Raw genomic sequence first — 12,654 nt, 5'->3', positions numbered from 1 at the left:
GGCGATCTGCCGCAACATCGATCCACGCCTTGGTTTTTTGTGTATCGCGATGTTACGCGCCGACCGCGCGGCGTGCAATTAATCCACAAGACTGCATTTCGAATCGGCCACCGGCTGGCCTGCCGCCAAAGTGCTACTCGGTGGGCTTGCCCACCGTGACGAAGTAGGAAGCGACGATGACGCCCACACTCACAACACAAGCAATAGCAATCGACATGGGAACCTCTCTGGTTGGTGTTTACGATGGTTCACATTCTAAGGGTAAACCCTAGTCCTCGCACGCGAAGGGATTGGGTCTGAAAGCTGGCATTCCGATGCGCACGGCGCCATACTGTAAATAAATACAGTATTGCTGCCATGACCGATACCTTCATTCCCGTCCATGCCCTCAAGGGCCGCGGCGCGGCGACGCGCATGCCGCATCGCTTCGAGAAGGACGCCCGCGACGCGTACGACGACGGCTGGGGCACGCTGGAGGACGATGCCGCCGAAGAAAGATCAGCGCCGCAAACCGAGGTCCGCTTCGAGGATGCGAAATCGGTGCTCGGCGAAAACGACTCGCCCGACGTGCCTTTCGACCGTTCGCTCAACCCGTACCGGGGCTGCGAGCACGGCTGCATCTACTGCTTTGCCCGGCCGACGCACAGCTACCTCAACCTGTCGCCGGGCCTGGACTTCGAGACCAAGCTCATCGCCAAGCGCAACATCGCCGAAGTGCTGCGCGCGGAGCTGGGGCGGAAGAACTACCGGCCCAGCCAGATCGCGATCGGCACCGCCACCGATTGCTACCAGCCGATCGAGCGCGAACTGCGACTCACGCGCGCGGTCATCGAGGTGATGCGCGAGACACGGCACCCCTTCGCCATCGTGACCAAGTCGAGCGCCATCGAGCGTGACCTGGACCTCATCGCGCCGATGGCGGCGGATCGACTGGCGGCGGTCTACATCACCCTGACCACGCTTGACGGCGAACTCGCGCGCAAGCTGGAGCCGCGCGCCGCCGCGCCGCATCGGCGACTGCGCACCATCAAGACGCTGGTCGATGCGGGCGTGCCGGTCGGCGTGAGCGTTTCGCCGCAGATCCCGTTCGTCAACGAAGACATGGAGAAGGTGCTCGAAGCCGCCTGGGAGGCCGGCGCTCGGCGTGCCTTCTACAACGTGATCCGGCTGCCCTGGGAGGTGGCGCCGCTGTTCAAGGAGTGGCTCGAACTGCACTACCCGCAACGCGCCGGCCGCATCATGGCGCGCATCCGCGACATGCGCGGCGGCAAGGACTACGACGCCGACTTCGCCACCCGCATGAAAGGCAGCGGCTTGTGGGCCGAATTGATTCGCCAGCGCTTCGAGAAGGCGACGCAGCGCATCGGCTTCACCCGCGAGCGCATTCCCATGGACCTCGAAGCCTTCCGGCCGCCGGGAGCGGTGGGGCAGGGGAGCTTGTTTTGACGGCTCATACGGCTCTGCATTCAATCGCAGAACAAGGCGGAGAACCGCAGACAGTGCTGTAGCACGGCAAGGCGATCCAACGCAGTTATGCGGTTGAAGGGCGAAGTCGTATCACAGCACGAATGGAATGAAGCGCCGCGTCCCGCGCATGTACGTCCGGTAGGCCTCGCCGAAGTGCTGCAGGCACTCCTGTTCGTCCCGCAAGGCGGTGATGAACAGCAACACCGTGGCCGCCAGCACCAGCACCAGTCCAAGCCATGAGAACTGCTTGAGAAACGCGCCCCAGGCCAGGAAGATCAGCGCGGCGTACATCGGGTGGCGGATGTAGTGGAAGGCGCCGGAGGTCACCAGGGCGCTGGTCTTCTCGAAGCCCAGCAAGGCGTCGTCCCGGCGTTCGTCGGTCGGTCGACCCACCTGCTTCAGCAGCCGAAAGGCATGAACCGGAAGCCACGCCGAGGCGACCAGCAGCAGCCACGACAGCAGTTGATGCGGCGCCAGCGGGTCGTTGCCCCACACCGGCAGGTTCACCAGGACCAACAGCAGGATGCATTCCCAGGCAAAGAATCGATAGAACCCGTGCGAACCGGGGTGCCTCAGCGCGCCGCGCGAGACGTAGAGCAGCGCGGCAGACCCGACGATGAAGGCGACGGCAAAGACAAGCGGGTGGAGCATGGCGCCCGAATCTACACGCGGCGTTCCAGCGACACCGTGCGCTCCCCAAGCAGGGGGATGCGATCAGCACAGTAATTTGCCAATGTCAGCAATCCCCTACACTCGCACGTCCTCCCCGCCTGTTGCCCCTGTGACCTCACCCCTGCTGAGCGCGACCGCGTCCCCCAAGCGCGTGCTCGCCATTCGTTATTCCCAGACGGGACAACTTGACGCCGTTGCCGACCAGATCCTGGGGCCGCTGCAGGCGGATCCCGGCATCGAGGTGCACGTCGAGACGCTGCGGCCCTTGCAGCCCTTGCCGTTCCCGTGGCCCTTCCTGGCCTTCTTCGACGCCTTTCCCGAGACGGCGCACATGCGGCCGGCCCCGCTGGCGCCCCTGTCGTTGACGGGCGACGAGGCGTTCGACCTGGTCATCCTGCCGTGGCAAGTCTGGTTCCTGGCGCCATCGCAGCCCATCGCCGCCTTCCTGCAGCATCCGGTGGCGGCGCGCCTGTTGAAGGGCAAGCCGGTGGTCACGGTGATCGCCTGCCGCAACATGTGGCTGACGGCGCACGAGAAGCTCAAGACGATGCTGGCGGCCGTCGGCGCGCGGCTGATCGACAACGTGGTGCTGACCGACCCCGGTCCTACCCTGGCCACCTTCATCACCACGCCGGCCTGGCTGCTGTTCGGCCGCAAGCGCGGCTTCTGGGGCATGCCGGATGCGGGACTCACGCAGGGGCAGATCGCGGGCGCACGCCGTTTCGGCCTGGCGCTGCGCGACGGCCTGCATGGCGATGCCGAAAAGGGCACGCAGCCGCTGCTGGCTGGCCTGGGCGCGGTCGTCGCCGAGCCGCGCCTGTATGTCAGCGAAAAGGCCGGTACCCGCAGTTTCTTCCTGTGGGGCAAGCTGATCATGGCGGTGGGGCGGCCCGGCAGCGTGCAGCGCCGGCCGCTGGTGTTGGCCTATGTGCTGTTCCTGCTGGCCCTCATCGTCACCATCGTGCCGGTCAGCCTGGGCCTGCAGGCTATGCTGCGGCCGCTCTTCAGGGGTCGATTGACTAAAATCAAGACCCACTTTGAGCTGCCCTCAGGCTCGGCCACCGATCGGTGCCACCGCTATGACAGTTGATGTATTCCTGACGCGTTCCGCAGCTTATTTGCCTTTCTCGCCGGTCTCCAATGACGAAATCGAAGATGTCCTTGGTCGCATCGGCGGCAAGGATTCGCGTGCGCGCCGGTTGATCCTGCGCAGCAATGGCATCCAGTCGCGCCACTACGCCATCGATCGCGCGACCGGCAAGGTGGCCATGACCAATGCCCAGCTCACCGCGAATGCCGTTCGCGCGCTGGGCGAGGACATCGGTGCGGTGGATTGCCTGGCCACCGGCACCACCTTGCCCGACCAGCTCATCCCCAATCACGCGGTGATGGTGCATGGCGAGTTGGGCTGGCCGCGGCTGGAAGCGGTGTCGTGCGCCGGCGTCTGCCTGTCCGGCACGGCGGCCCTGAAGCACGCCTGGCTGTCAGTGCGGGCCGGCGATGCGCGGCGTGCCGTGGCCACGGGTTCGGAACTGGTGTCGCCGCTGCTCATGGCCGCGAACTTCGAGGCCGAGTTGGCGCACAAGGTGCAGGCCTTGGAAGAGCGGCCCGAGATCGCCTTCGAGAAGGACTTCCTGCGCTGGATGCTGTCCGACGGCGCCGGCGCCGTGCTGCTGGAGCGCGCACCGCGCGGGCCCTTGTCGCTGCGCATCGACTGGATCGACCTGTCCTCCGCCGCGAACGAATTGCCGGTGTGCATGTACGCCGGCGCCGACCGCGATGCCAATGGCGCGCTGCAAGGTTGGATGCAGACGCCGTCCGCACAGTGGCACGCGCAATCCATCTTCTCCATCAAGCAGGACGTGCGCCTGCTCAACGAGAACATCGTGCGCGCCACCATCGAGGAGCCCTTGCGCGACATCATCGCGAAGCGTGGCCTCAAGGTGAACGAGATCGACTGGTTCCTGCCGCACATGTCCTCGCACTTCTTCGCGCGACCCATCGAGCAGTGCCTCCGGGAAGTGGACCTGCCGATCCCGTGCGAACGCTGGTTCAGCAACCTCGCGCAGATGGGCAACACGGGCGCGGCCTCGCCCTTCATCATGCTCGACGCGTTGTTCAAGTCCGGGCGCGTGCGCAAGGGGCACAAGCTGCTGATGTTCGTGCCGGAGAGCGGTCGCTTTTCCAGCGGCTTCGTGCACCTGGAGGCGGTGTGAACGTCGACGCCGTTCCGCAAGAAGGCAATGCGACGCTCGACGGGCACCGCAAGCTCATGTACGCGCGTGATGCGAGCGGCCATACCGTCACGGTCGGCTCGCGCGGCTGGGAGGCGGAAGAGATCGTCACCACGCATGCGGTCGATGCGCTGGTCGCGCAGGCCGAGGATGCGCGCGCTCGCGTGGTCGCGGGTACGGCGTCGCCGCTTGAATACTGGATGTACGAGCGCCGCATGGACGTGGCGTTGCTGTCGCAGACCAGCGGCTTCTGGCAGTGGCGCGTGCGGCGCCATTTGCAGCCGGATCATTTCGCCGCGCTGTCCCCGAAGCAACTGGCGCGCTATGCCGATGCGCTGGGCCTGTCGGTCGAAGCCTTGAAGCGCTTGCCATGAGCGCTGCGCCGGGCCGCCCCAAGCAAGCTCGCACCGCAGTGCGCAGCACGAAGGTACTCCAATGAACGCCGCCCGGCCGCCCGAAGGCGCTCGCACCGCAGAGCGTAGCGCGGAGGTTACCCAATGACATTCGAACACCGCCATGCCGCGCACTGCGAGAGCGGCGTCATCTCCAACATGCTGCGCCACCACGGCGTGCCGATGACGGAGAGCCTTGCGTTCGGACTCGCGTCTGCGCTGACCTTCGCGTACTTCCCGTTCATCAAGTTGTCGGGGCTGCCGCTCATTTCGTACCGCATGCCGCCGAAGTCCATCATCAAGGGCTTGCTGGCGCCCCTGGCCGCGCGCTTCCGGTTCGAGACCTTCGGCAATCCGCAGGCGGGGCAGGCGCGCCTCGATGCGCTGCTGGCCGAGGGCCAACTCGTCGGCCTGCAGACCTCGGTCTACTGGCTGCCGTACTTTCCGCCGCAGATGCGCTTTCACTTCAACGCGCACAACCTGCTGGTCTATGGCAAGGAAGGCGACGACTACCTGGTGAGCGATCCGGTGTTCGAGACACCGATGCGCTGCGGCAGCGCGGACATGGCGCGTGCGCGCTTCGCCAAGGGCGTGCTGGCGCCGAAGGGGCTGCTGTACTACCCGCAGAAGATCGAGCGCAAGACCATCGAGCCGCAGGCCATCGTCAAGGCCATCCGCAAGACCGTGCGCACCATGCAGGCGCCGGTGCCGCTCATCGGCGTGCGCGGTATGCGGACGCTGGCGAAGAAGCTGGCGAGCCTGCCAGCGGGCGAGGCGCACACGGTCGACTACATCGGCCACATGGTGCGCATGCAGGAAGAAATCGGCACTGGCGGCGCGGGCTTCCGCTTCATCTATGCAGCCTTCCTGGAGGAAGCCGCGCAGATCGCATCGATGCCGCAGCTGGTCGAGTTCTCCAATCGCATGACCGAGATCGGCGACGGCTGGCGACGCTTCGCGCTCAAGGCGGCGCGCATGGTCAAGGGCCGCGAGCCGGTCGATCCGCCTGCGCTGGCCGGCCTGCTGCGCGGCCAGGCCGACCAGGAGGAAGCCTTCTTTCGCGACCTGAAGCGCGCCGTCGCATAAAGGGCGCGTGTGCTGGCGCTCGAACACCTGAGCTACCGCTACCCCGGTGCAGCGCAAGCCGCGCTGGATGACGTGTCGTTGACGGCCCGGCGTGGCAGCGTGCTGGGGCTGCTCGGGCCGAACGGTGCGGGCAAGACCACCTTGATCTCGCATGTGTCGGGCGCGCTCGCCGTGCAGGGCGGCCGCGTGCTGGTGGATGACGAACCCTTGCAGGCCGTGCGCGCGCGCACGCCCACGCGCATGGCCGTGGCGCCGCAGGAGCACGCCTTCTACCCCATGCTGACCGTGGCGGAGAACCTTGCTTGCTTTGCGGGGGCGGCACGGTTGGGAGGCGCACGCAGGAAGGAGCGCATCGCGGCATGCATCCGTTTTGCGCAGCTCGAATCCTTTGCGACGGTGCGTGCCGAGCGCTTGTCGGGCGGACTGAAGCGGCGGCTCAACCTGGCGATCGCCTTGCTGGCGGAGCCCGAGTTGCTGCTGTTCGACGAGCCGACCGTCGGCGTCGATCCGCAATCGCGCGCCTTCGTGCTCGACGCCATCAAGACGCTGGCGGACAACGGCGCGGCGGTGATCTATGCCACGCATTACATGGAAGAAGTGGAAGCCATCGCAGACCGCGTGGCGATCCTCGACAACGGCCGCGTGCTGCGCGACGACACGCTGGAGGCCCTGCTGTCGGAGGGCGAGCGCGTGCTGACGGTGCGCGCCGAAGGCGTCGATGCCGCGATGCTGGCGCGCTTCGGCGAGGTGGAGCAGGGACCGGACCACTGGCGCGTGCGGCTGGTCGCCGATGCGAGCCCGGCCCAGGTGCTGGCCGCGCTCGATGTGTCGGGCGTGATCGTGCGGCAGGCCGAGTTCGGTCGCTACAACCTCGAACAGTTGTTCATGGCATTGACGCACCGCTCGCTGCGCGATGCCTGAAGCCGCATGACGATGCTGACCGCACTCATCAAGAAGGAACTGATCGCCCTCGCGCGCGACGTGCACGGCCTGGCCGCGCTGTTCCTGATGCCGGTGATCTTCATCGTGGTGATGTCGCTGGCGCTCAAGGACTACTACAACCCGCCGTTGGCGGCCTTGAGCTATGCGGTCGAACAGCACGACACCGGCGTGCCCGCGCAGTCGATCCTCGCCGACTGGAAGCGCACACACGGCACGCCGCAACCGTTGCCGGCCGACTGGCAGGCGCAACTGACCAACGGACAACTCAAGTACGTGATCGTGCTGCAGCACGGCCTGTCGGACGCATTGCATGCGGATGCACTGCCGACTGCGCCGCATATGCGCTTGCTGGCCGAGCCCGGCATCGACGGCAACCTGTTCAACGCCCTGCGCGCGGAACTGGTCGGCGTGGCGGGCGAGGTCAAGGGCCGGCTGGAAGCCACCGTGGCCGGTGGCCCGCCGCCACCGCCCGGTGCATCGATGGCGACGCTGCTGCAGGCCGAGCGCTTCGCCCCGAGCGGACCGCGTCCGACGGCCGTGCAGCAGAGCGTGCCGGCCTGGCTGGTGTTCGGCATGTTCTTCGTGGTGGCCTCGATGTCCAGCCTGTTCATCCAGGAGCGCGCGTCGGGCACGCTCGGGCGGCTGCGCAGCCTGGGCGTCCCGACCGGCATGCTGCTGCTTTCCAAGGCCTTGCCCTACCTTGGCGTCAACGCCCTGCAGGCTGCATTGATGCTGGCCGTGGGCGTTTGGCTCATGCCTCTTCTGGGCGGCGATGCGCTGTCGCTGGCGGGCATCCATTGGGATGCGTTGGTCGTGGCGCTGGCGGCCATCGGCCTGGCCGCGGTGAGCCTGTCGCTGGCGCTGGCCTGTGCGGTCCGCACACATGCCCAGGCCGCCACGGTCGGGCCCGTCGCCAACGTGCTGATGGCCGCGATCGGCGGGATCATGGTGCCGAAGTTCGTGATGCCCGCCGCCATGCAACATGTGGCTGAATGGTCCCCGATGAACTGGGGCCTGGAGGCGCTGTTGACGGCGTTGCTGCGCGGCGGCGGCCTGTCGGCGATGCTGCCGGAATTGGTGCGCCTGCTTGTCTTTTCCGCGGCCATGCTGGCATTGGCCGCCCTGTTGTTCCGAAGACGTATCGCATGAACGAAAGCCTGTCGCTGACTGACCTGATCGCCGAGCTGAAGGGGCTCGTGCTCGACGCCGTGGAGAAGTCCGCGCCCGAAGGCGGCCTCGCCGACGACGAGCCCCTGTTCGGCCCCGATGCGCGGCTGGACCTCGATTCGCTCGACGCGCTGCAGGTGTCGATGGCGATCCAGCAGCGCTACGGCGTGCGCATGCCCGACAGCAAGGAGACGCGCCGCGCGCTGACTTCGATTGCGCACCTGGCGGCGCATTTGAGTGCTGGAAGGTCATGAGCGCAGCGCCGGGCCGCCCCAAGCAAGCTCGCACCCCCTCGGGGGGCAGCGAGGACACGCAGTGCCGAGCGTGGGGTCCCCAGTGACCATTGAGGTCTATCTGGCAGGTAGCGGACTCGCCTGTGCACTGGGCCGGGACCTGCCACAGTCCCTGGCCGCGCTCCGGCAAGGCGGCGTCCCCGCGACACCCACCAGCGTCCCGGGCGGCTTCTCCTGGCCCGTCCATTCACTGCCGCCTGCGGAAGGCGACTGGGTGCAACAGTTGCGTCGCACCGTGCGCGAAGTGGTCGCGCAGTGCTCCCTGCTACGGCACCTGGCGACGCCGGAGATGCCGCTGTTCGTGGCATCTTCGTCGCTCGACGTGGGCTTCGAGGAGCAAGCCGGTTGCTTCGCCGGTGATGTGCAGGCCTTTGCCGATCTGGTGGCTGAGGCCATCGATTGGCGCGGACCGGTGTTCACCGTGTCGACGGCCTGTACCTCGGCCGTCAATGCGGTGCTGGCGGCGACCGACCTGATTCGTTGCGGCGTCGTGCCGCATGCGCTGGTGCTGGGCATCGAGTTCAGCAACCGTCTCACGCTGGCGGGTTTCGGCGGCATGCAGTTGCTTTCGCCCGGCCGCGCCTTGCCCTTCGGCGCGGAGCGCAATGGACTGGTGCTCGGCGAAGCCGCGGCGGCGATGGTGTTGAGCAGCACCCCGTCCCGCTGGCGCCTGGCCGGCGGCGCCAACGTGGTGGCCGGCGACACGCCCACCGGCGCCGACGCCGGCGCCATCGTCGCGGTGACGCGTGCCGCGATGCGGCAGGCCGGCGTGTGCACCGAGGACATCGACCTCATCAAGCCGCAGGCCGCCGGGAGCCCTGCCAACGACGCCATCGAAGCCATGGCGTTGAAGACCTTGTTCGCCAGCCTGCCGCCGATGGTCGCGCTCAAGCCGCTGATCGGCCACACGCTCGGTGCGGCCGGCGCGGCGGAACTGGTGTTGCTGCTCGGCTGCATCGAGGCCGGCGCGTGGCCCGCCGCAGACTACGCGCTCGATCCGACGCTGGACGTGACGCTCGCCACGCAGGCACCGGCGCGCTTGCGGCACATCCTGTTCAACGCCATCGGATTTGGCGGAGGCCACGCAGCGCTGGTGATGGAGGACTGCGCGTCATGAAATCAGCGCCGCATGCCGTCGATACCTCGGGCGCTCAGCGCGGCGCGGCAGGGCCGGGCGTGGGCTCGGCAATGAGCGCAGCCATTGAATCCATTCCGGGTTGGCGGCTCGCTGCCCATGTCGTGGCGAAGCCGCCGCCGTCCGATTGGCGCGACGCACTGGCCAAGCGGCTCGGCGCACGCCCGCGTCGCATCGGCGTATGGGCGGAACTGGCGCTCTACGGCGCCTGGCAATGCCTGGACGCCGCCGGCGAGTCCGCGCTGCCGCCCGGCGCCCGGCTGCGCGTGGCCAGCCTGAGCGGCCCCCAGACCGCCACGCGCGACAGCATGACGCAACTGCGCACCGGCCTGCCGATGCCTTTCGATTTCATGCAGAGCCAGTCGGGGCTGATGCTCGCGGCGCTGGCCAAGGGGCTGGGCTGGCAGGGCGACGCCAGCTTCATGGTGTGCCGCGATGCGTCCTTGCTGATGCGCGTGGCCTCCTGCGGCGCGGGACCGGACGGCCTGCTGCTGGGTTGGATCGAGCAGGATGGCGACGTGCTTCGCAGCGAATGGTGGCGCTGGCTGCCGGACGATCGCCGAGGCACCTGAGGCAGGCAGCCGCCTATCCGCACCCTGGCGCCGCGTCCCGCGATGTCGTGCACCAATCCCCGCCCAAGGCCTTCACCAGGAACACCGACGTGACGAGCCGCTGGCCCAGCACCTGCGCCGCCTGGCGCTCGGTGTTGAGCACGGCCTGCTGCGCGGTGATGACGTCGAGATACGTCGAGGCGCCGCCCTCGTAGCGCGTGGTGGACATGTCGAGCACGCGCCGCGACGCGGCCACGGCGGACAGGGCTTGCCGGCTCGCGTTGTCGAGCGCGGTGAGGCCGCTGATGCCGTCCTCGACTTCCTGCATTGCGGTCAGTACCACGCGCCGGTAGTTGGCCACCGTGGCCTCGTAGCCGCCCTGTGCAAAGTTCACGTTGGCCTTCAGCCGCCCGCCATCGAAAAGCACCTGCGTCGCCGACACACCCACCGACCACAGCAGGCTGGGCGCATCGAACAGTGTCTCGATCATGCGGCTGTCCACGCCGACGGTCGGCGCCAGCGTGATGCTCGGATAGAAGGCCGCGGTGGCAATGCCGATCTGCGCATTGGCCGCCGCCATCGCGCGCTCGGCCGAGGCCACGTCGGGACGGCGCTGAAGCACCTCCGAGGGCAGGCCCAGCGGAATGGCCGGTGGTGTCACGGGCCTCAGGTCGGGCGCGATGGAGAACGACGGCGCCGGCGTGCCGGTGAGCGTGGCCAGGGCGTGCTCGTACTGCGCACGTTGCTTCTTCAGCAGGTCGACCTGGGTCAGCGTGTTTTCCAGTAACGCTTGCTGCTGCGCCACGTCCAGCCCCGACACGGCACCGAGGTCATGCCGCGCCGTCACCAGTTCCAGGGCGCGACGCTGCAGCGCGATGCTGCGCGTCACCACGTCGAGTTCGATGTCGGTGGAGCGCAGGTTGAAGTAATTGGTGGCCAGGTCCGCGGACAGCAGCAGGCGCGCATTGGCCAGGTCGGCGGCCGACTGCTCGGCGGAGGCGGCGGAGCCTTCGACCAGTCGCTTCACCCGGCCTGCGAAATCGATTTCGTAGCTGGCCGTGAGGGACAGCGCGAAGTCGTTCTGCACCGTCTCGAAGTTGGATGCGTTGTAGTTCGTCAGCGGACGATTCGCGGAGATCTTGAAGCGCTGGGTGCGCGCGCCGATGCCGACCTGCGGATAGCGCGCGGCACTGCTCGCGTCCAGCGTGGCCCGCGCCTGCGACAGCCGCGCGACGGCGATCGCCACCGTCGGGTTGTCGGCCAGCGCCTTCTGCTGCAGCGCGTCGAGTTGCGCGTCGTTGTAGCGCTGCCACCAGCGGCCCTTGTCGAGCGCGTCGCCGGGCTCGGCCTGGCGCCAGGGATGCTCGACCTGCCAGGTGACCGGGAGGTCAGGCGTCGTCGGTGCGCGGTAGTCGGGGCCGACGGCGCAGCCGGCCAGCATCGCGACGACAACGACCGTGGCCAGCGCGGCCGGCAGGAGGCCATCGCGGCGCAACGCCTTCACGGACTTTCCTTGGCCAGCGCCACGACATCGCCTTCGGCCAGCGAGTCGGACGGGTTGAGCACCAGGCGGTCGGTCGGCGCGATGCCGTCGATCAGTTCCACCGTCTCGCCGTAGTTGCGGCCCAGGGTGACCGTGCGCAGGCGCACCGTGTTGTTGGCGTCGACCAGCGCGACGCGCGTGCCCTCGGCGCGGAAGAGCAGCGCGTTCGCCGGCACGGTGAGCGACTGGCTCGGCGCCATCGGCAGGGATACCTGCACATAGGCGCCCGGCATCAGGATGCCTTCGCGGTTGGGCAGCGCGACCTCGACCTGCATCATGCGCGTGGCGGCATCGATGGCGCCGGAGGAGCGCGCGACCTCACCCTTGAAGGTCTGGCCGCGCAGCTCGGCCTGCGTCACGACCACCGGCTGCCCGGCCTTGATGAGCTGGGCATAGGCCTGCGGCACGTTGATGTAGACGCGCAGCGGGTCGGTCTGCGAGAGCAGGAACAGCGGCCTGCCGCCATTGCCGGCGCCTGCGTCGATCAGGTCGCCCACGTCGACGTTGCGCCGCGTGATGACGCCGGCGAACGGCGCCAGCACGCGCTTGAAGCCCTCGGTCTGCTTCAGGCGCTGCACGTTGGCATCGGCCGCGGCCAGGTTGGCGACCGTGGAAGCGACCGCGGCGCGGCGCTCGTCGAGGTCCTGCTGGGAGACCACGTCTTTCTGGCGCAGCGCCTCCCAGCGGGCCACGGTGCTCTTCGCAAGCGCGAGTCCGGCGGCCGCCTGCTCGCGCGCCGCGATCGCTTGCGAGAGTTGCTGGTCGACTTCCGGCGTCTCGATCTCGGCCAGCAACTCGCCTTGCTGCACGCGCGCGCCGATGTCCTTGGTCCAGCGCTTGAGGTAGCCGCTGGCGCGTGCGTTGATCGGCGATTGCACGAAACCCTGCAAGGTGCCGGGCAACGCCAGCGTCTGGCCTGCGGTGGGCTTGATCGGGAGGGCGGTCTTGACGTACTGCGTGGCGCGTTCCGTCGTGCCGGCCTGCAGCTCTTTCGCATTGGACATGCGCACGAGCACCGTGCGCGCAGCGCCGACGCCCAGCAGCACCAGCACGATGAGCACGAGCCAGCGGGTGCGGCGCAGGATCTGGCGACGCCGCAGCAGTTCGTGATGGTTGTCGGTTTCGCCGCCGTGGATGGCCAGGCCGGCGTGGCGTTGCTCGCTCATGGCCGG

The 12,654-nt window shown here is 67.9% G+C and carries 13 protein-coding genes; 10 read left to right on the top strand and 3 right to left on the bottom strand.

Features of this window, described 5'->3' with window-relative positions; genetic code table 11:
- Positions 1–357: 357 nt before the first annotated feature.
- Positions 358–1,446 (top strand): PA0069 family radical SAM protein, encoded by a 1,089-nt coding sequence (locus WKW82_RS18980; protein WP_340343870.1) that lies wholly within the window; start codon positions 358–360, stop codon positions 1,444–1,446.
- A gap of 111 nt (positions 1,447–1,557) precedes the next feature.
- Here the strand turns inward: WKW82_RS18980 and WKW82_RS18975 are convergent, their stop codons facing one another.
- Positions 1,558–2,118, bottom strand: a complete 561-nt coding sequence (locus WKW82_RS18975) for a methyltransferase family protein (protein ID WP_340343869.1) — start codon at positions 2,116–2,118, stop codon at positions 1,558–1,560.
- Between the two features lie 130 nt (positions 2,119–2,248).
- Here WKW82_RS18975 and WKW82_RS18970 point away from each other — a divergent pair, with 130 nt between their 5' ends.
- The 9 genes from WKW82_RS18970 (at position 2,249) to WKW82_RS18930 (ending at position 9,960) form a co-directional block, all read left to right on the top strand.
- Positions 2,249–3,229 carry a dialkylrecorsinol condensing enzyme gene (locus tag WKW82_RS18970; protein WP_340343868.1) on the top strand — a complete coding sequence of 327 codons (981 nt, stop codon included), beginning with the start codon at positions 2,249–2,251 and terminating at the stop codon, positions 3,227–3,229.
- Positions 3,219–4,355 carry a beta-ketoacyl-ACP synthase III gene (locus tag WKW82_RS18965; RefSeq protein ID WP_340343867.1) on the top strand — a complete coding sequence of 379 codons (1,137 nt, stop codon included), beginning with the start codon at positions 3,219–3,221 and terminating at the stop codon, positions 4,353–4,355. Before WKW82_RS18970 ends, WKW82_RS18965 begins: the two co-directional genes overlap by 11 nt.
- Positions 4,352–4,747 carry a DarG family dialkylresorcinol biosynthesis protein gene (locus WKW82_RS18960; RefSeq protein ID WP_340343866.1) on the top strand — a complete coding sequence of 132 codons (396 nt, stop codon included), beginning with the start codon at positions 4,352–4,354 and terminating at the stop codon, positions 4,745–4,747. The genes WKW82_RS18965 and WKW82_RS18960 overlap by 4 nt, the downstream gene beginning before the upstream one ends.
- A gap of 123 nt (positions 4,748–4,870) precedes the next feature.
- Positions 4,871–5,851, top strand: a complete 981-nt coding sequence (gene darH, locus WKW82_RS18955; RefSeq protein WP_340343865.1) for a BtrH-related acyltransferase DarH — start codon at positions 4,871–4,873, stop codon at positions 5,849–5,851.
- A gap of 9 nt (positions 5,852–5,860) precedes the next feature.
- On the top strand, positions 5,861–6,772 hold the full coding sequence (locus WKW82_RS18950; RefSeq protein ID WP_340343864.1) for an ABC transporter ATP-binding protein: 912 nt from the start codon (positions 5,861–5,863) through the stop codon (positions 6,770–6,772).
- A gap of 12 nt (positions 6,773–6,784) precedes the next feature.
- Complete coding sequence (locus WKW82_RS18945; protein ID WP_340343863.1) at positions 6,785–7,942, top strand: ABC transporter permease; 1,158 nt, start codon at positions 6,785–6,787, stop codon at positions 7,940–7,942.
- A complete protein-coding gene (locus tag WKW82_RS18940) occupies positions 7,939–8,214 on the top strand; it encodes a phosphopantetheine-binding protein (RefSeq protein ID WP_340343862.1) in 276 nt (91 codons plus the stop codon). The genes WKW82_RS18945 and WKW82_RS18940 overlap by 4 nt, the downstream gene beginning before the upstream one ends.
- 82 nt (positions 8,215–8,296) lie before the next feature.
- Positions 8,297–9,370 carry a beta-ketoacyl synthase N-terminal-like domain-containing protein gene (locus tag WKW82_RS18935; protein WP_340343861.1) on the top strand — a complete coding sequence of 358 codons (1,074 nt, stop codon included), beginning with the start codon at positions 8,297–8,299 and terminating at the stop codon, positions 9,368–9,370.
- The gene (locus WKW82_RS18930; protein ID WP_340343860.1) at positions 9,367–9,960 is read left to right on the top strand and encodes a hypothetical protein; all 594 of its coding nucleotides are present in this window, start codon (positions 9,367–9,369) and stop codon (positions 9,958–9,960) included. The genes WKW82_RS18935 and WKW82_RS18930 overlap by 4 nt, the downstream gene beginning before the upstream one ends.
- Positions 9,961–9,973: 13 nt before the next feature.
- Here WKW82_RS18930 and WKW82_RS18925 read toward each other — a convergent pair whose 3' ends face one another.
- Together WKW82_RS18925 and WKW82_RS18920 are read right to left on the bottom strand one after the other, a co-directional pair.
- On the bottom strand, positions 9,974–11,380 hold the full coding sequence (locus tag WKW82_RS18925; RefSeq protein ID WP_340343987.1) for an efflux transporter outer membrane subunit: 1,407 nt from the start codon (positions 11,378–11,380) through the stop codon (positions 9,974–9,976).
- Between the two features lie 59 nt (positions 11,381–11,439).
- Positions 11,440–12,648 carry an efflux RND transporter periplasmic adaptor subunit gene (locus tag WKW82_RS18920; RefSeq protein ID WP_340343859.1) on the bottom strand — a complete coding sequence of 403 codons (1,209 nt, stop codon included), beginning with the start codon at positions 12,646–12,648 and terminating at the stop codon, positions 11,440–11,442.
- Between the last annotated feature and the right edge of the window lie 6 nt (positions 12,649–12,654).

The sequence above is a fragment of the Variovorax rhizosphaerae genome, assembly GCF_037889975.1.
GTDB lineage: Bacteria > Pseudomonadota > Gammaproteobacteria > Burkholderiales > Burkholderiaceae_C > Variovorax > Variovorax rhizosphaerae.
This window is presented reverse-complemented; position numbering and strand designations above follow the sequence as displayed.

What these genes read in the sequence shown, in the direction of transcription:
- WKW82_RS18980 (WP_340343870.1), top strand. Translation starts at nt 358, where the DNA reads ATGACCGATACCTTCATTCCCGTCCATGCCCTCAAGGGCCGCGGCGCG.
- WKW82_RS18975 (WP_340343869.1), bottom strand. Translation starts at nt 2,118, where the DNA reads ATGCTCCACCCGCTTGTCTTTGCCGTCGCCTTCATCGTCGGGTCTGCC.
- WKW82_RS18965 (WP_340343867.1), top strand. Translation starts at nt 3,219, where the DNA reads ATGACAGTTGATGTATTCCTGACGCGTTCCGCAGCTTATTTGCCTTTC.
- darH (WP_340343865.1), top strand. Translation starts at nt 4,871, where the DNA reads ATGACATTCGAACACCGCCATGCCGCGCACTGCGAGAGCGGCGTCATC.
- WKW82_RS18945 (WP_340343863.1), top strand. Translation starts at nt 6,785, where the DNA reads ATGCTGACCGCACTCATCAAGAAGGAACTGATCGCCCTCGCGCGCGAC.
- WKW82_RS18940 (WP_340343862.1), top strand. Translation starts at nt 7,939, where the DNA reads ATGAACGAAAGCCTGTCGCTGACTGACCTGATCGCCGAGCTGAAGGGG.
- WKW82_RS18930 (WP_340343860.1), top strand. Translation starts at nt 9,367, where the DNA reads ATGAAATCAGCGCCGCATGCCGTCGATACCTCGGGCGCTCAGCGCGGC.
- WKW82_RS18925 (WP_340343987.1), bottom strand. Translation starts at nt 11,380, where the DNA reads ATGCTGGCCGGCTGCGCCGTCGGCCCCGACTACCGCGCACCGACGACG.
- WKW82_RS18920 (WP_340343859.1), bottom strand. Translation starts at nt 12,648, where the DNA reads ATGAGCGAGCAACGCCACGCCGGCCTGGCCATCCACGGCGGCGAAACC.